Below are 19,839 nucleotides of genomic sequence, written 5' to 3'. Positions count from 1 at the left end.
ATCCTCACGTACTCCGTGTACGCTGCGGTTTCTCCGCGCTGTCCGTGTCCAAACTGGCTGCGCCAATAACGCCTAATGGGATAGGCTCTAAGACCGCAGGCATACTATTTTCCCTGTCAGATTTTATCAGCCACACAACACCATCGCCCTCGCTGGATCGATAGCAATCAGGCTGGCCAGCAGCTCATCCATTTCCGCAACGAGGCGGGCTTTATCGCTTTCACTACGACCGGCTTTCAGACGCAATAACTTCAGGCGACGCGCTTGTACTTCAAATAACAGCGCAGGCTCCCAGTCGTTGAGTGTCAGTTGCGGTGCGATCTTCGATAGCTCAGCGAGCAGATGAAGTGCCATTTCATGGCGGCCAAACTGTTCGGCAACACGGGCCATCAACAGACGCAGTAACCAGCGGCTGCGAGGTGACGCCATCCCCGGACGATGCTGCAGCCAGTCCAGCGCTGCTTCCGGGCCGTCGCTGTCACCTTTTGCTATCGCCTCTTCTTCCAGCGCGAAAATGTCATCCGCCTGTCGTTCCGTACTTACCGTCACCGGCTGATCGCCAAACCCAGACAGATCGTCATTAACCTTTTCTCTGATCCAGATCAGCGTCACTTCATCGGCAAACGGAGAGCCATCGCTCCACAACAGTTGTTCAAGCCCCGGCAGCCGGGCCAGCAACAACCGCAGATCGCTGAGGATATAATCGGCCCAGCTATCCCAGGGGTGTCCGGCATAGGTCAGCCCCTGCCAGAGATACCACTGTAGATCGAGCCAGAAGCCGTTGCCGCCTTCACCAAAAATAGTACTGGCCTGCTCGACCAGCTCTATCCAGTTCTGTTGCAAATACAGACGTTTCAGCTGCGCGCGATAATCCGCTTTCGGTGGTAAAAGTCGGCTACGACCGCTGGCATCCAGCGACGGAAGTTGCGCCACGGTATCCCAGCGAACTGTTTTCATCAGGCGGTGGGACGCCAGCCAGCCATTCGACTGCCCGGCCAGCCAGCGGGAGAGCATTTTCGACTGACTTAAAAATTCGCCCTCGGACCTGACACTACTCTCTGGCGCTGACGGCCTAGGCGTCGAATCAGCGGGAGTGTCAACGGATGTGTTGTTTTGCGGCGTGAGTCCATCCAGTCCGCCGGAGCCCGCCAGACGCTCCTCCAGCACACGGGTTAAGCCATTGAGTACCGGGCGCTCAGCTTGCGGCCAGCTTTCCAGCTGACTCTCCAGCAAACTCAGCACGGCAGCAGTCTGAGAAGTCTGCTCGCGGTTGGCATCCGGCCAGCGTGCAAGCGCATCCTGCATTTTGGTACTGTTGAGCCACTCAAGCGCCGACTTACGCGCATTGGGACGACACGGATGACAGCGCGCACCGTAGCGCATAAGCATCGCAGTCAGCAACTGCAGTCCCTCACACAACCCCATCTCACCTTCCCGTTGCAGGCGGGCATAGATATACCAGGTGACGACACGGAAATCCCTGGCGCTATAACAGAGAATTTTTTCACTCAACTGGCAAAGTTTTTCACCATCGGTGCCAGAAAGTTTGTTGATCTCCTCGCGCATCAACTGGAAATCGTCATCACTGACAGGATCCTGCCCTACCCCTTCCCCCTGAGCTAAAGGTTTCAGCCAGTTATCCCATTGCGATAATCTCTCCTGTAAATTGTTACACAGCGATAACTGCCGGGCTTCATCGGGCACACACTGTGCCAGCAATGCTTTTGCCATCGTCATTTTATGTTCCCTTGATGAATATCATCGTGTTAGTTATGGCATCCGCGCTGACTGAGAAGATGGCTTCTGGCAGGCGAACAAAGCCCTGGCTATCCGGTTTGTCTTCCGGAAAGTACAATTCTGCCCCGGCAATATCACTTCGCCTTTATCTCCAGCAACGTCAGCCGGTTATCTCCCGCTTCGATAATCCGCGCTTTGTCCGGATCGAGGTCATCGCGACTCAGCACGATGCGCCAGTTGTTACGCTGCTGATCCGGAGCGAGAAACATCCCTGCCAACGCCACATAGCTGGCCTCTTCCGCCAATGGCATCGTCACGGTCACAGTGGCTCCCGGTTGCAGGCGGATATCTTTTTGTGCCAGTACATCAGCGTGAATGGCCTGACTATCAGCCTTAAACAGTGACGGGTAATCGGTACTATCAAAGGTGTTGCGTGCCTTAAGCTGATAAATTCGCACTACCGTGGACAGTGACACACCACCCGCGTTGTGGTTAACCGCCTCACGGGCGCGGATTTCCAGATGCAATGTTTTAACTTGCTTATAAAAAATTGCCCGGGTCATAGCGACCGTATTGTCGCTGACCTGCTGTGTCAGCCCGCAACCGGCTAATGAAGTGATGATGGCCGCCATCAGCAGCCAGCGGATATTACCAATGGTAATCGCCATTTTCGTCGGTCTCCCTGCGATGAATATTTTGCTGTAGCCGCTGAAAACGCCCCAGACTGATCGTTATCATGGCTGATGAGGGCGGCGTCGTTGCCGCCTGAGGACGCATTACGGCAGTGCGTCCCAGTTGTGCCACCTCGCTGCCAGGGTGGCAGCGCATTGTGGCATCTGGCAGCAGGCTGCGGGGTACTGACAACCGCAGCCGCACATCAAACCGTGAACCGGGATAGACATGTAGCAGCGCCATTAAGTCATTGTGCAGACTTCCCCCCGGCAACCAGCCCTGCGCTTCTTCCCGGTCAGTGGTGGTTAAATGCATCAGCACCTGACCATTAACATCGGTAGCGTAAGTACCCATTATCGGACGGCTTTTCAGGCTGACCGGCTGACTGACGCGCATCGTCAATGGGGTTTCCAGCGGGATGCGCTGTTTATCATGATGCCAGAGCGTGGCGCGGGTATGGGGAGCCAGTAACCGTATCAGTGACGACAGTCCCTGAGCTGTACAGCCTGGCTGAACCATCATCGGCAGCAACGCCAGAAAGCGCGATACCGGGGTAGCGATGTTCTTTGCACAGCCGTCAATACCCAGTCCCGCCAGTCCCAGCAGATACTGCGAAATGTCATCCTGTCCGCCATCGCGAAAGGTGGCCGGATAAGAATATTTTCGCCAGATACGATAATACTGAGCAATCAACCGGTGATTAAAAATATCCAGAAAATCGGCCGTGGCTTCATACCCTTCCCGCTGTTGGGTAATATCGTTGACATAGGACGATGGCAGCGGCGACTCCACGCCATACAATCCCATAAAGGTCACCCGCACGACAGACGGCTGGTTCGGATGTTCCGCGGGTTCGATAGCTTTCAGCTCGCCCGCCGGAAAACCCATTCCCGGATGAGGACGAAAACGCACCGGCTCCTCACGTAATCGCCAGTCACTGCCGATTACCGGTTTGTCCAGCTGGCTGTGTTCCAGCAACTGACAGAAACGGTAAAAATTAATGTACGGCAGCCGATCACCCAGCGCTGCCATCAGCCGGGCAGGCGCAGACTGTGATTCTCTTTCCATCGGATACATTTTCCTTCTGGCTGAACAATCAGGGTAAGCTGATTAAACTGATTCATATCGGCATACAGCGCGAGAAAGCGGTTCAGCAGTTCACCAAACAGATGGATATCCCCTTCGCCGGTAAAGCCATTGCTGTCGAGCGTAATTTCAATATCAATACCCCGCAGCAGATAGCCCTGCTCAAAACGCTGAATACGGTGATGGGTCACCTGGCGGATCGCCTCCAGCCGCCGGGTATTGAGCGCATCTTCCTGCCAGTTATACAGCGCCAGAGTACCGCGTAGTACCTCCGCACTGCTCATCATATTGAGGAACCCGGAGCCGAGGTGGCTCAGCACCCGCCAGTGGAAACGGTCTTCGGCGGGTGGATAGACTGGCAAGGTCGGCTTGCACAAATTACGCACAGTAAGTGACGTCTGAACCCTCTGTTCACAGCGATCAAGCAGCGTGCTTTGCAGTGCCCGGCGTGGCAACTGGCCATTGGTACCAGTAATATGCAGCGATACCGTTTCCCGTTCCTGCAGCCGATCCTCCTGCCATTGCTGCCCCCCGAGGATCAGCCAGGTATCATACAGTCCACTGACGTTACGTTTCACCCGGGTATGGTAGTATCGGGGTGGTGCCTCACGACGCATCATCCCGCCTTTATGGCGAAAGCTGCTAAATGGCACATATTCCCCGTGGGGATTCTGACTGGCGCTGGTCACTGAATCCACGGAGTAAATTTCAGTATGACCATCCTGTAACCGCTGGGGACGCAGTAAATATTCACTCTCCTCACCACTGATGAGCAGCGGATCGGCCTCAAGCGTGAACAGATTAATCACTGGCACGCAGTGCAGACGCACGGCACTATCAGTGAGCGGCAGGTCGGCAGGCCACAGGCTACTGAAGACCATCTCAATATCAAAACCGGCGATCCCCGACGGCAGGACAATCCCTTCCAGGCCATGCAGATGGACAAACATAAACTTATCGCGGAAGGTAAAATACTCCAGCAGTAACTGGTAGCCACTGAAGGCGGTATCGCCCTGCGGCCACAGCGCATCTTCCTCCCGGAATCCACCGGGTGAGAAGTAGCCATCAAGGCGAATACGTTCCTCGCCGGGCAGACGCAGGTACAGTGCTGCCTGACGTTTCGTCAGCATCAGATGCAGTTGACTACTGACTGGCGCATCGGCATCAAGATACAGGCTCAGATCGCTGAGGTCAGCCTGCGACCAGTCGGCCTGGGAGCTACAGGCAAAACGCAGGCGCAGCAATGAACGACCATCCGGCTCACTGGTCATCGTTACCTGCGACACCGCCAGCGGATTGAGCTTCAGTGCCTGAGTGGTACGGTAGCGACAGACGGTATTCTTCGGCTCTACCGGCTGCGAATACACCTCCAGTCCGGCCGGCACGACTTCCGCTATCTTCATCTCCGACAGCTGTGGCGTGAACGCTACCACCGACAGTGACGGGATCGTTTGCAGATAGTGCGGCCACAGCATACTGACCAGCCCTTCTGTCAGCTCTGGCAGATCATCGTCAATCTTTTCGCGCAATCTGCCGGTCAGAAACGCAAACCCTTCCAGCAGACGCTCGACATACGGATCAGGGGTGCCCGCTTTATCGAGATCCAGCATTGCTGCCCGGTCAGGATGGGCTTCGGCAAACTCTTTTGCCGCTTCACGCAGATAACGCATTTCCGCATCAAAATAGCGCAGGGTTAAATCTTGCATAATAACAGCACTCTCCGGAAAGGTTATTTCAGGACATTAAAAGAAAAGAGCGATTCTGTTAATTTACCAGGTTTACCGCATAACCCGTCAGGAATAATGGCGGAGGTATGCGGGGGATAATACTCAGCACATCATTTATGCTCCGCTCGCCGGTTATCTTACGCAGCAGATGGAAACCGACCAGCGTGATAACCCGGTCATTAATTAACATAACAGCACCACACCATCAGCCAGAATAAGCCGTAACCCGATGCATAACGTATATAGAAAAAAACAAAACGATTTAAATCATTCTGGATAACGGCATGTTAATATAAAAAACATATTGCTACTATTTCGCTACCATCAAGTAACATTCAACCACAAAGACGACCCGCCATAATAATTATTAATACTAATAGATTGAGCGGAATAAATAACCAGAACGTCTAACGGCAAGCACTAGATTCTCTGGCCTCCATCACCTGCCATCAATTTACAGGGATAATCTCTGTCACAACACAAAAAATTTATTAATTTTAATTCTGTATTATCACAAGCAGATAAAGCGGAAGCAATATAATATCTCCGATCGATGTCACGGAGCTATCAGCCTATTCGTTACAACGTAGCAACTGTCGGGAGACATCCGGTGCCATATCTGCCGGAGCCAGTTTGTCTCCGAGATAGGCTTGAGCCTGTGGATTCCCTTCATCTGCCGCCTTACGAAAATAACGCAACGCCATTTCCGGGTCTTGTTTTAACCCGGCGAAGCCCCGTTGAAGATAAATAGCAATAAAGTAGTAGCCTGCGGCTATCAGTGGAAAGTGAAATCCGTATCTGTCCCCGCCGTAAGGTTTCGCCAGCCGCACCAGCATGCTCTCCATCCCGCGGCTCTTTTCATCACGGTCAGCATCAAACTGCACCCGGTACAGCCCCGAACCATCCTGCCATGCATAAATGTCCTCACTTTTGGCACTGGTCACCCGCGCCATCAGCGTGCCGCTTATCACCGGGCGTGCCTTCTCCTCCGGCCGCCAGCAGCGGTTATCACGAAACGGTATCCCCCGCCACGCCACCCGCAGCGCATTCTTCCGGCTCGCGCTGTAATCCGCCCCGGTTATCAGCACACCGCCCGCCGCTTCCCGCGGCAGCGTCGGCGGTATCACCGTTTCACTGATGTCCAGCACCTGCCCCGGCCCAGGGTCGCATCACTGCTGCTCCCGCTTACCGTGCTCTGCCCCGCCAGAAAGCGTTCATGGGCCAGCTGCGCCAGAAAGTTGCCACTTTCCGCAGCCGGACTGATTTTCGCTCCCCGCTCACGGCGCCGCGTTCCGTAACGGTAAACATCACCATACGTCATCCCCTCCCCTTCACCACGACTCATATCCGCCGCCTCTGAGGTCAGGATGTTCTGCGCCTCACGGTGGCTGTAGTCTCCGGTGGTCACCGTGCGCGCCACCATCCGGTGCCCGACCTGCACGCCCCACACCGACTCCACCCCGCCGTCATTCGCCCCCGACGGACTGTTCAGCGGCAGCTTTTTCCCGTAACGCCATGCATGCTGGCCGTCGGCAAAATGAATCACCTCCGTCTGCGTGTCCGGCTGCAGCGTGAAGTAGTAAAATATCCCCACCTCCGCCAGCAGACGCTCTGTAAACGCCAGGTCACTCTCGCGATACTGGTTTATCTGCTCCCTTTTCGGATAGTCCCTCTGAAGATGAAATTCATATTCCCACCCTTTCAGTCCGTGCTCTTCCAGTACCGCCTTCACCACCTCCGGCACCGATTTATCCACCAGAAAACGATGGCTGCGGTACTGCCTGTCCAGGCGCGACAGATTCGGCTCGAGTACAATCCGGTAGGTCGCCTGCTCGCGCGAACCGCCCACCCGGCTGAAGTACGTCACCACGCCGTGAACCCGTTTCTGTCCGCTCAGCGCCAGCAGCGGCCCGGTGCCCATCATCAGCGTGGCCCCCTGGTTCAGTATCTGGCGCGCATCGATATTCCTTTCGTCACTGGTGAACTGAATGGTGTAACGGTACAGCTCACTCAGTGATTCCCGGCCACTGAACTCCTCCACATCCAGCAGTGCCGGACAGGAGGGAATAATCAGACGGTAGCGGTTCAGGCCCTTTGCTGTCAGGGCGCTGAGCGGAGGGGTTATTAAATCGGGCTGATTCATTATGCGGGCCTCATGAATATTATTGGGGTTCATGAAAATGAAATGATTTGTTGTCCTGCCTGACAGCATCAGTATCATTTCCCTGTCAGGCCTTACCGGCGGAAATTCATCCGCGATATTATTAACAGCACGCTACGGAAAGATGATTTCAGGAGATAAAAAGGTCGCCGCTGTCTACTCCCTTGATAACAGATGGCCTGATTCTGCCACAGGCCGTCAGCGATCACGATGACACCCTTCCGTCGTTAATTATTTTCATGCTTATTTTGCGATCAATATCACAGGGAGATGGCTTGTGGTCTTAATGGTCAATCAGATAGTGATGCTGACTGGCATTTGGTGTCTGCCCGCGATCGCTTGAATTATTCGGGAAAGCGCACAACGGTTACAGTATGATGGCACCTTCCTCTGTAAACATTTTATTAAACGGAATAACAATGAATACGTTACGAATTGGCTTAGTTTCTGTTTCGGATCGCGCGTCGGGTGGTATTTATCAGGATAAGGGCATTCCGGCGCTGACCGAGTGGCTGGACCGGGCATTAACGACGCCTTTTAAACTTCAGTCACGCTTAATTCCTGACGAACAGGCACTTATCGAACAAACCTTATGTGAGCTGGTTGATGAGATGGGGTGTCATTTGATCCTGACAACGGGCGGTACGGGACCCGCCCGTCGTGATGTCACCCCCGATGCGACGCTGGCAATAGCTGATCGCGTTATGCCTGGTTTCGGCGAACAGATGCGCCAGATTAGCCTGCACTTTGTGCCGACCGCGATCTTGTCTCGCCAGATGGGCGTGATTCGTAAGCAGGCGTTGATCCTCAATTTACCCGGCCAGCCGAAAGCGATTCAGCAAACGCTCGAAGGGGTAAAAAACGCAGAAGGTAAGGTGCTGGTGTCAGGGATTTTTGCCAGTGTTCCCTACTGTATACAGTTACTTGAAGGGCCTTATATTGAGACAGCATCAGAGGTGGTGGTCGCTTTTCGTCCTGAAAGTGCCAGGCGTGTGATAGCGCAAGCCACCACCGATAGCGGATCTCAGCAGCAAAGTGCCGATAAACGTGACAAATAATCCCTTTTTATTATAAGGATTATGGTCATAACACATTATAAAATATAGCACTATTCGGCATTTATTTTTAAATGATATTGCTTATCATCTTTACTATGATAAAGACAGGATGTCGTGCTTTGTCAGCGAAAACAAAGCGCGCCATAGTGGCAGATTGACAAATGAGATTGACGAATCACGACATGCCAGGTGAGCCGGTACTCAGTGTTAATATTGGATCATTACCACGGCCAGGGGGCGGTGAGATCCTGTCAGATATTCATTTTACTGTCTGTAAAGGGGAACGTCTGGCGGTAATCGGGCCGAATGGCAGTGGTAAAACCTCACTGCTGCGCGTCATTTGCCAGGTTCTGAGTGCCAAAAAGAGTCAAATCCTGCTCTCAGGACACCCTGTTTCCAGCCTGACCCGACAGCAACGCGCACAGCAAATTGCGGTGCTTTCCCAGAATGATACGCCTGATTTACGGCTGACAGTAGAAGATTACGTTGCGCTTGGCCGTATTCCTCATATCCACTGCGCATCACGCCATGAACACGATACGATCGTAAGCCAGGCGATTAATGATAGCGGTATGCAGAAATGGCGAAAGCGTTCGCTTTCTTCATTGTCAGGCGGAGAACGGCAGCGCGCGGCGCTGGCGCGTGTCCTCGCACAATCCCCGACGATCATATTACTGGATGAACCGACGAACCATCTCGATCTGCCAGGGCGGGTAGAACTGCTGTCATCAGTGAAGAAAAAAGGCATGACGGTCATCGCGGTATTGCACGATCTTTCACTGATTGACGCTTTTGCTGACCGTGTATTGCTGCTATCGCAGGGCCATGCTGTCGCCTGGGATATCCCCGCGCGCGTACTGGTTTCGGCACAACTGTATCCCGTCTTTGGTTTGACCACTTTTACCGTGCAGCATCCTGATAATGGAAAAACGTTACGTCTTTTTGAAGTTCCTGATGCTGTTTAATTGCTGTTTTAAGGATGAAAAAATGAATAAATGGCTTGTTAGTTTGATTACAGTAGCGTCAGTAACCGTGGCCAATGCAGCTGATTATCCGGTGACAGTTGAGAGTTGTGGAACACCATTGACTTTTACTCAGGCACCGAAAAGAGCCATCATCCATGATCTTAATATGTCTGAAATGGCCTTCGCATTGGGAATACAGGATCATATTGTTGGTGTTACCGGGATCAGTGGCTGGTACAAAATGACACCGGAATTTAAACAAGCGCTGGGGACGATCCCTGAACTGGCACCTAAATATCCTTCACTGGAAAATTTACTGGCGGTTAACCCTGATTTCTTTTTCGCTGGCTGGAATTATGGCATGAAAGTGGGCGGTGACGTAACGCCGACGGCGCTGGATAAGTATGGTATCAAAACGCTGGTGTTGAGTGAGAGTTGCGTTTTTACCACTGATAATAAACAGAAAGCGAGCATGGATCTGCTGTATAACGATGAACTGAAACTGGGTAAGATTTTTGCTAAACAGGCGCAAGCTCAGGCACTGGTCGATGGCTGGAAGAAAAGACTGGCCGCACTGCCTGCAGCGCCACAAGGTACGCAACCGCTGAAAGTGTTTGTCTATGACTCTGGCGAGGATAAACCCTTTACCAGTGGCCGGTATGCCATGCCAACCGCCATTATTGAAGCGGCAGGCGGCAAAAATGTGATGGATGAACTCGCCATCAGCTGGGGCACAACCTCCTGGGAGAGCGTCGCAACCGCCAATCCAGACTTGATTATTCTGCTGGATTACCAGATTGCTCAAGGCGCGGATTCACTGCGTCATTTTCTTGAAAATCACCCATTAATGAAACAGACCAGCGCCGTGAAGCAGCAACGTTATCTGAAGCTGCAATATGCGGAGTTAACCCCTGGCCCGGCGAATATCAAAGCGATTGAAAAACTGGCGCACGCCTTGTATCCAGCGGAAGCGAAATGACTTTCACTTCACACCGTTACCTGTGGGCCGTGGGCGGATCGCTGATTGCATTAATCATATTAATGCTGTTCAGCGTGACGAAAGGAAGCGTCCCTTTATCACTGATGCAGGTACTGGCAGCACTGGGGCTGGTGGATGCCCCAGTCTCCGATATGGTCAGCCGAATTGTCATCGATTTACGTGTACCGAGAACTCTACTGGCGGTGCTGGCGGGCGCGATACTGGCGATGGTTGGCGGTCTTTTACAGACGACAACCCGTAACGATTTGGCTGATCCTTTTTTATTCGGGCTCTCTTCCGGCGCATCGGCGGGCGCTGTACTGGTCATAACCCGATTTGCCGAACGGCTTGGCGATCTGACGATGCCGGTATCGGCATTCGTCGGTGGGATCAGTTCGGCGGTGGCGGTGATTTTGCTTTTTCATTTTAAGAAGCAAAATAGTGCGGAACACCTGGTTATCTGTGGTCTGGCAATCTCTTTTTTATTCGGTGCATTAACCAGTTATCTGATTTTCTCTGGTGATCAACGCGCGGCGAGTTCTGTGCTGTTCTGGTCGCTGGGCGGCCTGGGTCTGGCGCGCTGGGATAACTTACCTTATGTGATAGCGAGCTTGCTGTTTCTTATCACTTTTATCGTACTACGCTGGCGACTACTGGATGGTTTACTGGCGGGCGAACAGACGGCACAGTCACTGGGCATTAACGTCAATCGTCTGCGGATGGAGGTTTTCTTCTGCTGTGCGTTGTGTACTTCTCTGCTGGTGGCATTAACCGGCGTGATTGGCTTTATCGGCTTGATGGTACCCCATATGTGCCGCTATTTTTCTGGTGTCAGACATCTGCTGCTGCTGCCGCTCTGTGGCCTGTGGGGGGCGGTGCTGTTGTGTGGCAGTGACCTGATCAGCCGGACGCTACTGGCTCCGCAAGAGTTGCCGATTGGCATCATTACCGCCGCTATCGGCGGCCTGTTTATTATTATTCTGCTGACCCGTAACCTCTCCTCCTGATATTCTTTCGCTTGCAGACGATGAATATCAGGCCACTTTCCCTTGCGATCAACATCAACCATGCGAGCTAAAGCAGGTGCTTAATCGGGAAGATAAAAAATAAAATATTTTTTATCTTCCCCCTTGATGAAGGAGTGAGCGACCCCATTTAGTAGTCAACGGCAGTGAATGAGCCCGTAAGATGACAGGGTATTGAAGCCCCGATTACAGGTTCACAACCACATGTTGACTGAATTCTTAGTGGAGACGTTTAGATGGGTAAAATTATTGGTATCGATCTGGGTACGACCAACTCTTGTGTGGCGATCATGGATGGTAAACATGCTCGTGTGATTGAAAATGCCGAAGGTGACCGCACTACACCTTCTATTATCGCGTATACCCAGGATGGTGAAACGCTGGTAGGGCAGCCGGCTAAACGTCAGGCCGTGACCAACCCGAAAAATACACTGTTTGCGATTAAGCGCCTGATTGGTCGTCGCTTTAAAGATGATGAAGTTCAGCGTGATGTCTCTATCATGCCCTACGAAATTGTAGATGCTGATAACGGCGATGCCTGGCTGGAAGTCAAAGGACAAAAAATGGCACCGCCGCAGATATCGGCTGAAGTGCTGAAAAAAATGAAAAAAACGGCCGAAGATTACCTCGGTGAACCGGTAACAGAAGCCGTCATTACTGTGCCCGCCTATTTTAATGATGCTCAGCGTCAGGCCACTAAAGATGCGGGTCGTATCGCAGGTCTGGAAGTAAAACGTATCATTAATGAGCCAACCGCAGCGGCACTGGCTTACGGCCTGGATAAAGAAGTCGGTAACCGTACTATCGCGGTTTATGACCTCGGTGGTGGTACTTTTGATATTTCAATCATCGAAATTGACGAAGTTGACGGTGAAAAAACATTCGAAGTGCTGGCAACTAATGGTGATACCCATCTGGGTGGCGAAGATTTCGATAGCCGTCTGATTAACTATCTGGTTGATGAGTTCAAAAAAGAACAAGGCATTGATCTGCGCAATGACCCCTTGGCGATGCAGCGTCTGAAAGAAGCGGCAGAAAAAGCGAAAATTGAGCTTTCTTCTGCGCAACAAACGGATGTCAATCTGCCGTACATCACTGCCGATGCCAGTGGCCCGAAACACATGAATATCAAGGTGACCCGTGCAAAACTGGAAAGCCTGGTGGAAGATTTAGTCAAACGTTCTATTGAGCCGGTGAAAGTTGCCCTGAAAGATGCCGGGCTATCAGTCTCTGATATCAATGACGTCATCCTGGTGGGTGGTCAGACACGTATGCCATTAGTGCAAAAGACAGTGGCAGAGTTCTTTGGCAAAGAACCACGTAAAGACGTTAACCCCGATGAAGCTGTCGCTATCGGTGCTGCAGTTCAGGGTGGGGTATTGACAGGCGAAGTTAAAGATGTTCTGCTGCTCGACGTTACACCGTTATCGCTGGGTATCGAAACGATGGGCGGCGTGATGACCACGCTGATCGCTAAAAATACCACTATCCCCACCAAGCACAGCCAGGTGTTCTCTACCGCAGAAGATAATCAGTCAGCGGTAACTATCCATGTGCTTCAGGGGGAACGTAAACGCGCAGCTGATAATAAATCGCTGGGTCAGTTCAATCTGGATGGTATCAGTCCGGCACCGCGTGGTATGCCACAGATCGAAGTCACTTTCGATATCGATGCTGATGGTATTCTGCATGTTTCCGCAAAAGACAAGAATAGTGGTAAAGAGCAGAAAATTACCATTAAAGCATCTTCCGGTCTGAATGAAGCGGAAATTGAAAAAATGGTTCGCGATGCTGAAGCGAATGCCGAGTCTGACCGTAAGTTCGAAGAGCTGGTACAGGTTCGCAACCAGGGTGATCATCTGTTGCATAGCACCCGCAAACAGGTTGAAGAAGCTGGTGATAAGCTATCGGCTGATGATAAAACAGCTATCGAGTCCGCCTTGACTGAGCTGGAAACCGCACTGAAAGGTGAAGAGAAAGCTGATATTGAAGCAAAAATACAGGCGCTGGCCCAGGCATCGCAAAAACTGGTAGAATTGGCGCAACAACAGCATGCTCAACAAGCTGGTGGGGGTGATGCTTCTGAAAACAACGCGAAGGATGACGATGTTGTTGATGCTGAGTTCGAAGAAGTGAAAGATAAAAAATAATCACCCTCTGAGCGGGTAGAAACAAGGGCACGGGCGCAGAGGTTTTCTCTTCGCCCGTGCCGTTATATTTATGGGGCTGAAAAATACCAATGGCAAAACAAGATTTTTACGATATTTTAGGCGTTTCCAAAACAGCGGATGAGCGCGAAATTAAAAAGGCCTACAAGCGCCTGGCGATCAAATACCATCCGGATCGCAACGCAGGTGATAAAGAAGCCGAGACTAAATTTAAAGAAATCAAAGAAGCCTATGAAATTCTGACCGACGATAAAAAGCGGGCTGCCTACGATCAGTATGGTCACGCTGCCTTTGAGCAAGGGGGAATGGGCGGTGGTTTTGGCGGCGGTGCCGATTTCAGTGATATTTTCGGCGATGTTTTCGGCGATATTTTTGGCGGTGGTCGTGGCCGTCAACGTCAGTCACGTGGTTCTGATCTACGTTACAATATGGAGCTAACGCTGGAAGAGGCGGTGCGTGGGGTAACAAAAGAGATACGCATTCCCACACTGGAAGAGTGTGAAACCTGTCATGGCAGTGGTGCAAAACCGGGGAGCCAGCCACAGACCTGCCCAACCTGTCATGGTGCCGGACAGGTACAGATGCGTCAGGGCTTTTTCGCTGTACAACAAACATGTCCACATTGCCAGGGACGGGGTACGTTGATAAAAGATCCGTGCAATAGCTGTCACGGTCATGGTCGCGTAGAGAAAACCAAAACATTATCGGTGAAGATCCCTGCGGGCGTCGATACCGGCGATCGTATCCGGCTCAGCGGTGAAGGTGAAGCCGGGGAACATGGCGCTCAGGCCGGGGATCTCTACGTTCAGGTTCAGGTTAAACAACACGCTATTTTTGAGCGTGAAGGTAACAATCTGTACTGTGAAGTACCGATTAACTTCACCATGGCGGCGCTGGGTGGTGAAATCGAGGTGCCGACCCTTGATGGTCGTGTCAACCTGAAAGTACCCGGCGAAACACAAACCGGTAAGTTATTCCGCATACGTGGTAAGGGTGTGAAGTCAGTACGTGGTGGTGCACAGGGCGATTTATTGTGCCGGGTGGTCGTGGAAACACCGGTAGGATTGAATGAAAAGCAGAAACAGTTATTAAATGAGCTCCAGGAAAGCTTTGGTGGCCCAACCGGTGAAAAAAATAGTCCGCGTTCGAAAAGTTTCTTTGATGGTGTGAAGCAGTTTTTCGATGATTTAACTCACTAAATGGTCATGTCGCAGAAAAGCGGTTTGGTGATAAAAGCCGCTTTTCTGCGGAAATAAAAAAACCCGCAAATGCGGGTTTTTTTATCAAACAACACGGTGATCAGGCCATTACGGCCATTTTCTTGATCTGAGCCGTCAGGTTTGACTTATAACGCGCCGCTTTATTTTTATGGATAAGGCCTTTAGCAGCCTGGCGATCCACGATAGGTTGCATGACGTTAAACGCCTCTTGCGCTGCGGCTTTATCGCCAGCTTCAATAGCGACGTATACCTTTTTGACAAAGGTACGCATCATAGAGCGACGGCTAGCGTTGTGTTTGCGAGCCTTTTCAGACTGAATGGCACGCTTCTTAGCTGATTTGATATTAGCCAAGGTCCAACTCCCAAATGTATTCTATATGGACAATCTAAAGGTCGAGGAATATGCCCGTTCAGCCTTATTTTGTCAATGGATTTGTGTAAATAAACGCCGTGTAGACTAACAACGCTTTATTACGTAATGATGGCGTCAGATTCTATCAGCTTGTGACGCGCGAATACAGCTTTTCAACGACAAAAATCATCATGCTGATCTCGTTTTTTACCCTGTTTCTGCAACGGATGAATAAATCATGGTGGATCTTTCAACCAGGAAGCGCAATCGTGGGTTAACGTTGCCAGTTGTACAAGGTATACTCGAACGATTTTCACTGGTTTGAGCCTGGCATGAAGTTGATACGTGGCCTACATAATCTCACTCAGGTGCCGCATGGGTGTGTACTGACTATTGGCAACTTTGATGGTGTACACCGTGGGCACCAGGCGTTACTGCACCGCCTGTGCGCTGAAGGTCGCCAGCGTGATTTACCGGTGGTCGTGATGCTATTCGAACCTCAGCCACTGGAGCTGTTTGCGATCGATAAAGCGCCCGCACGTTTGACTGGCTTACGGGAAAAGCTTAATTATCTGACGGAAAGCGGTGTCGATTATGTGTTATGTGTGCGATTTAATCGTCGTTTTGCCGCCCTGAGCGCCGATACGTTTATCAGCGAACTGCTGGTTCGGCAATTAGGCGTCCAGTTTCTCGCTGTCGGTGATGATTTTCGTTTTGGTGCCGGACGCGAAGGCGATTTCTCATTATTACAGCGCGCAGGCCAAAGTTTCGGCTTTGACGTTATCAGCACCGAGGCCTTTTGTGAAGGCAACAGGCGGATCAGCAGTACGGTGATTCGCCAGATGCTGGAACAGGACGATCTGGCGCAAGCAGAAATATTACTTGGTCATCCGTTTGTGATTTCCGGGCGGGTGGTTCATGGCGATGAAATTGGACGCACCCTCGGTTTCCCGACAGCCAATGTCCCGCTGCGCCGCCAGGTTTCTCCGGTAAAGGGCGTTTATGCGGTCGAAGTTACCGGGCTGGGAGATAATGCGTTCATGGGGGTGGCTAATATTGGCACCCGGCCTACCGTTGCGGGTGTACGCCAGCAACTGGAAGTTCATCTTCTGGATGTGGTGATGGATCTTTATGGTCGCCATATCAATGTCATACTGCGTAAAAAGATACGTAACGAACAGCGATTTGCGTCACTTGATCAACTCAAGACACAAATTGCACATGATGAGTTAACGGCCCGTGAGTTCTTTGGGCTAACCAAGCAGGTATAATCAACCTGCAGGTATTTATCAAATTGAAATACGGAACCGAGAATCTGATGAGTGACTATAAATCCACCCTGAATTTGCCAGAAACAGGGTTCCCGATGCGTGGCGATCTCGCTAAACGTGAGCCGGGAATGTTAGCGCGCTGGAATGATGATAACCTGTACGGTTGCATCCGTACCGCGAAAAAAGGCAAAAAGACTTTCATACTGCATGATGGGCCTCCTTATGCCAATGGCAATATTCATATTGGTCACTCCGTTAATAAGATACTGAAAGATATCATCATTAAGTCGAAAGGCTTGTCGGGCTATGATTCGCCCTATATTCCTGGCTGGGATTGCCACGGCCTGCCGATTGAGCTGAAAGTGGAGCAGGAGTATGGCAAGCCCGGTGAAAAGCTGACTGCCGCAGAGTTCCGCGCCCGTTGCCGTGAATATGCCGCCAGCCAGGTGGATGGGCAACGTCAGGATTTTATTCGTCTGGGGGTATTAGGCGACTGGTCTCACCCCTATCTGACGATGGATTTCAATACCGAAGCCAATATCATTCGTGCATTGGGTAAAATCATCGCCAATGGTCATCTGCATAAAGGTGCAAAGCCTGTTCACTGGTGCGTGGATTGCCGCTCTGCACTGGCAGAAGCCGAAGTTGAATACTATGACAAAACTTCTCCGGCTATCGATGTCGCATTCCCGGCGGTGGATAAAGCGGCTGTTGCCGCGAAATTTGCCGTGAGTGATATGCGCGGACCGATTGCGCTGGTCATCTGGACGACGACGCCGTGGACACTCCCCGCTAACCGGGCGATTGCTCTGTCGCCGGAATTTGACTATGCATTGGTACAGGTGGAAGGACAGGCGCTGATTATTGCGCAGGATTTAGTGGTAAGTGTTATGCAACGCGCGGGCATCAGTGACTATACGCTGCTCGGCAGCGCAAAAGGCGCTGATCTGGAAGGGTTACGCTTCACGCATCCCTTTATGGGATTTGACGTTCCCGCGATCCTTGCTGACCATGTCACCCTTGATGCGGGAACCGGCGCGGTACATACCGCCCCCGGCCACGGCCCGGATGACTATATCGTCGGTCAAAAATATGGCCTGGAAATTGCCAATCCGGTCGGGCCAGATGGCACTTATTTACCCGGTACTTATCCGACATTGGATGGCATGAATGTTTTCAAAGCCAACGAGGTGGTTGTCGCCTTGTTGCGCGAAAAAGGTGCCTTATTGCATGTTGAAAAATTACTGCATAGCTACCCGTGCTGCTGGCGTCACAAATCACCGGTCATCTTCCGTGCTACACCGCAGTGGTTTATTAGCATGGATAAGAAGGGATTACGCAGTCAGTCTCTCAAAGAGATCGACCGTATTGAACAACAAGGGCTGGCGAAAGAAAACCTGAGCGGCTGGATCCCGGCATGGGGCAAAGCACGGATCGAATCAATGGTGACCAATCGCCCGGACTGGTGCATCTCTCGCCAGCGTACCTGGGGGGTGCCAATGGCGCTGTTCGTGCATAAAGAGACCCAGGAACTGCATCCGCAAACCGTGGAGCTGATAGAGAAAGTCGCGCAATATGTTGAGAAAAGCGGCATTCAGGCATGGTGGGATCTTGATGCGCGCGAAATTCTTGGTGATGATGCCGATCATTACGAAAAGGTGCCCGATACGCTGGATGTCTGGTTTGACTCCGGATCAACCAGCTATACGGTGGTTGACGCACGTCCGGAATTGAGCGGCCATAGCGCGGATATGTATCTGGAAGGATCGGATCAGCATCGCGGCTGGTTTATGTCTTCACTGATGATTAGCGTCGCGATGAAAGGTAAAGCCCCTTACCGTCAGGTACTGACGCACGGTTTTACTGTCGATGGACAGGGACGCAAGATGTCCAAATCTATCGGCAATACCGTTTCCCCGCAGGAGGTGATGAATAAGTCCGGTGCGGATATTCTGCGTTTGTGGGTGGCGTCTACCGACTATACCGGCGAAATGGCCGTCTCTGACGAAATTCTCAAACGGGCGGCAGACAGTTATCGTCGTATCCGCAATACAGCACGCTTTCTGCTGGCGAATCTGAACGGTTTCGATCCGGCAAAAGATCAGGTCAGTCCTGAAGAGATGGTGGTGCTGGATCGCTGGGCAGTCGGTTGCGCACAAGCCGCGCAGCAGGATATCCTGCGCGCCTATCAGGCTTACGACTTCCATGAAGTGGTGCAGCGTCTGATGCGTTTCTGTTCGGTTGAGATGGGCTCGTTCTATCTCGATATTATCAAAGACCGGCAATACACCGCGAAAGCGGATAGCGTCGCGCGCCGTAGCTGCCAGACAGCCCTGTTCCATATTGTCGAAGCGCTGGTGCGCTGGATAGCGCCGATCCTCTCCTTTACCGCTGATGAAATCTGGCACTACCTGCCAGGGGCGCGTGAAAAATATGTTTTCACCGGTGAGTGGTACGATGGACTGTTTGGCCTGGCGACGGATGAAAAGATGAACGACGCTTTCTGGGATGTGTTGCTGCAGGTACGTGGCGAGGTCAATAAAGTGATCGAACAGGCACGTAACGACAAGCAGATCGGCAGTTCTCTGGCGGCTTCCGTCACCTTGTATGCCGATAGCGATCTGGCGGCGAAACTCAATGCGCTGGGGGATGAGCTGCGTTTTGTCCTGCTGACATCGGAGGTTAGCGTGGCGGATCTTGCCAGTGCGCCAGACGATGCCAGACAGAGTGAACTGCTAAAAGGGTTACGGATAGTGCTAACGCAAGCCGAAGGGGAAAAGTGCCCACGCTGCTGGCATTATGCCCGTGATATCGGCAAGGTGGCGGAACACGCAGAAATCTGTGGCCGCTGTGTCAGTAATGTCGCTGGTGACGGCGAAAAACGTAAGTTTGCCTGATGAGTCAATCTCTCTGTTCTACAGGACTACGCTGGTTCTGGCTGGTGGTGGTGGTACTGATTATCGACCTTGGCAGCAAATTTCTGATCCTCGAACACTTTATGTTAGGGGAGACCGAAGCGCTGTTTCCGTCGCTGAATCTGCATTATGCGCGTAACTATGGGGCCGCTTTTAGTTTTCTGGCTGACCGTGATGGCTGGCAGCGCTGGTTTTTCTCGGTGGTTGCGATTGGCATCTGTATTATGCTGTCAGTGATGATGTACCGCACAAAAGCGACGCAAAAACTGAATAATATTGCTTACGCACTGATTATTGGTGGTGCACTGGGCAATTTATTCGACCGGTTATGGCATGGATTTGTGGTCGATATGATTGATTTCTATCTCGGTGACTGGCATTTCGCCACATTTAACCTTGCCGATAGTGCGATCTGTCTTGGTGCAGCCCTGGTGCTACTGGAAGGATTCCTGCCCGGGCAGCGAAAAAAAACGCCAGCATCGAAGCCTGCGGAATAGCGTATC

At 51.8% G+C, this 19,839-nt stretch carries 15 protein-coding genes and 1 pseudogene; 9 read left to right on the top strand and 7 right to left on the bottom strand.

All coding sequences use genetic code 11. From position 1 onward, the window contains the following. Window positions 1-126: 126 nt before the first annotated feature. From tssA to vgrG, 6 genes and pseudogenes are all read right to left on the bottom strand, one after another. Window positions 127-1,737, bottom strand: coding sequence for a type VI secretion system protein TssA (gene tssA, locus PT300_04460; protein ID MDF7679904.1), 1,611 nt, complete (start codon window positions 1,735-1,737; stop codon window positions 127-129). A 134-nt stretch (window positions 1,738-1,871) separates the two neighbouring features. Beyond that, entirely contained in the window at window positions 1,872-2,405 is a 534-nt protein-coding gene (tssJ, locus tag PT300_04455; protein ID MDF7679903.1) for a type VI secretion system lipoprotein TssJ, read from the bottom strand. Next, window positions 2,386-3,486, bottom strand: a complete 1,101-nt coding sequence (gene tssG / locus PT300_04450) for a type VI secretion system baseplate subunit TssG (GenBank protein ID MDF7679902.1) — start codon at window positions 3,484-3,486, stop codon at window positions 2,386-2,388. The genes tssJ and tssG overlap by 20 nt, the downstream gene beginning before the upstream one ends. Continuing rightward, complete coding sequence (tssF, locus tag PT300_04445; protein MDF7679901.1) at window positions 3,441-5,201, bottom strand: type VI secretion system baseplate subunit TssF; 1,761 nt, start codon at window positions 5,199-5,201, stop codon at window positions 3,441-3,443. The genes tssG and tssF overlap by 46 nt, the downstream gene beginning before the upstream one ends. A 58-nt stretch (window positions 5,202-5,259) precedes the next feature. Then, window positions 5,260-5,412, bottom strand: coding sequence for a hypothetical protein (locus tag PT300_04440; protein MDF7679900.1), 153 nt, complete (start codon window positions 5,410-5,412; stop codon window positions 5,260-5,262). A gap of 583 nt (window positions 5,413-5,995) precedes the next feature. Continuing rightward, window positions 5,996-7,365 (bottom strand): annotated as a pseudogene (vgrG, locus tag PT300_04435) (type VI secretion system tip protein VgrG). Between the two features lie 437 nt (window positions 7,366-7,802). On the opposite strand from vgrG, the gene mog reads away from it, so the two are divergent. From mog to dnaJ, 6 genes are all read left to right on the top strand, one after another. Next, window positions 7,803-8,441: a molybdopterin adenylyltransferase gene (gene mog / locus PT300_04430; protein ID MDF7679899.1), complete on the top strand. Its 639-nt coding sequence runs from the start codon at window positions 7,803-7,805 to the stop codon at window positions 8,439-8,441. Between the two features lie 161 nt (window positions 8,442-8,602). Continuing rightward, window positions 8,603-9,406: an ABC transporter ATP-binding protein gene (locus PT300_04425; GenBank protein ID MDF7679898.1), complete on the top strand. Its 804-nt coding sequence runs from the start codon at window positions 8,603-8,605 to the stop codon at window positions 9,404-9,406. A gap of 22 nt (window positions 9,407-9,428) precedes the next feature. Continuing rightward, a complete protein-coding gene (locus PT300_04420) occupies window positions 9,429-10,385 on the top strand; it encodes an ABC transporter substrate-binding protein (GenBank protein ID MDF7679897.1) in 957 nt (318 codons plus the stop codon). Beyond that, window positions 10,382-11,392: an iron ABC transporter permease gene (locus PT300_04415; GenBank protein ID MDF7679896.1), complete on the top strand. Its 1,011-nt coding sequence runs from the start codon at window positions 10,382-10,384 to the stop codon at window positions 11,390-11,392. The genes PT300_04420 and PT300_04415 overlap by 4 nt, the downstream gene beginning before the upstream one ends. A 254-nt stretch (window positions 11,393-11,646) precedes the next feature. Beyond that, complete coding sequence (dnaK, locus tag PT300_04410; protein MDF7679895.1) at window positions 11,647-13,560, top strand: molecular chaperone DnaK; 1,914 nt, start codon at window positions 11,647-11,649, stop codon at window positions 13,558-13,560. Between the two features lie 89 nt (window positions 13,561-13,649). Beyond that, a complete protein-coding gene (dnaJ, locus tag PT300_04405; GenBank protein ID MDF7679894.1) occupies window positions 13,650-14,777 on the top strand; it encodes a molecular chaperone DnaJ in 1,128 nt (375 codons plus the stop codon). A gap of 100 nt (window positions 14,778-14,877) precedes the next feature. Here the strand turns inward: dnaJ and rpsT are convergent, their stop codons facing one another. Continuing rightward, entirely contained in the window at window positions 14,878-15,150 is a 273-nt protein-coding gene (gene rpsT / locus PT300_04400; protein ID MDF7679893.1) for a 30S ribosomal protein S20, read from the bottom strand. 332 nt (window positions 15,151-15,482) lie between these two features. Here rpsT and ribF point away from each other — a divergent pair, with 332 nt between their 5' ends. The 3 genes from ribF to lspA are packed head-to-tail and all read left to right on the top strand — an operon-like array spanning window position 15,483 to window position 19,833. Then, on the top strand, window positions 15,483-16,421 hold the full coding sequence (gene ribF / locus PT300_04395) for a bifunctional riboflavin kinase/FAD synthetase (protein ID MDF7679892.1): 939 nt from the start codon (window positions 15,483-15,485) through the stop codon (window positions 16,419-16,421). Between the two features lie 47 nt (window positions 16,422-16,468). Then, window positions 16,469-19,318, top strand: coding sequence for an isoleucine--tRNA ligase (ileS, locus tag PT300_04390; protein MDF7679891.1), 2,850 nt, complete (start codon window positions 16,469-16,471; stop codon window positions 19,316-19,318). Next, window positions 19,318-19,833, top strand: coding sequence for a signal peptidase II (gene lspA, locus PT300_04385; GenBank protein ID MDF7679890.1), 516 nt, complete (start codon window positions 19,318-19,320; stop codon window positions 19,831-19,833). The genes ileS and lspA overlap by 1 nt, the downstream gene beginning before the upstream one ends. The last annotated feature ends 6 nt before the right edge of the window (window positions 19,834-19,839 follow it).

Source organism: Enterobacteriaceae bacterium ESL0689 (genome assembly GCA_029433525.1).
Lineage (GTDB): Bacteria > Pseudomonadota > Gammaproteobacteria > Enterobacterales > Enterobacteriaceae > JAQTIF01.
The sequence above is the reverse complement of the archived record's forward strand: the minus strand, read 5'-3'. Positions and strand labels throughout refer to the sequence as shown.

Excerpts from the sequence above, each read along its gene's own strand:
- tssA (MDF7679904.1), bottom strand. The coding sequence starts at position 1,737 with ATGACGATGGCAAAAGCATTGCTGGCACAGTGTGTGCCCGATGAAGCC.
- tssJ (MDF7679903.1), bottom strand. The coding sequence starts at position 2,405 with ATGGCGATTACCATTGGTAATATCCGCTGGCTGCTGATGGCGGCCATC.
- tssG (MDF7679902.1), bottom strand. The coding sequence starts at position 3,486 with ATGTATCCGATGGAAAGAGAATCACAGTCTGCGCCTGCCCGGCTGATG.
- tssF (MDF7679901.1), bottom strand. The coding sequence starts at position 5,201 with ATGCAAGATTTAACCCTGCGCTATTTTGATGCGGAAATGCGTTATCTG.
- PT300_04440 (MDF7679900.1), bottom strand. The coding sequence starts at position 5,412 with ATGTTAATTAATGACCGGGTTATCACGCTGGTCGGTTTCCATCTGCTG.
- mog (MDF7679899.1), top strand. The coding sequence starts at position 7,803 with ATGAATACGTTACGAATTGGCTTAGTTTCTGTTTCGGATCGCGCGTCG.
- PT300_04425 (MDF7679898.1), top strand. The coding sequence starts at position 8,603 with ATGAGATTGACGAATCACGACATGCCAGGTGAGCCGGTACTCAGTGTT.
- PT300_04420 (MDF7679897.1), top strand. The coding sequence starts at position 9,429 with ATGAATAAATGGCTTGTTAGTTTGATTACAGTAGCGTCAGTAACCGTG.
- PT300_04415 (MDF7679896.1), top strand. The coding sequence starts at position 10,382 with ATGACTTTCACTTCACACCGTTACCTGTGGGCCGTGGGCGGATCGCTG.
- dnaK (MDF7679895.1), top strand. The coding sequence starts at position 11,647 with ATGGGTAAAATTATTGGTATCGATCTGGGTACGACCAACTCTTGTGTG.
- dnaJ (MDF7679894.1), top strand. The coding sequence starts at position 13,650 with ATGGCAAAACAAGATTTTTACGATATTTTAGGCGTTTCCAAAACAGCG.
- ribF (MDF7679892.1), top strand. The coding sequence starts at position 15,483 with ATGAAGTTGATACGTGGCCTACATAATCTCACTCAGGTGCCGCATGGG.
- ileS (MDF7679891.1), top strand. The coding sequence starts at position 16,469 with ATGAGTGACTATAAATCCACCCTGAATTTGCCAGAAACAGGGTTCCCG.
- lspA (MDF7679890.1), top strand. The coding sequence starts at position 19,318 with ATGAGTCAATCTCTCTGTTCTACAGGACTACGCTGGTTCTGGCTGGTG.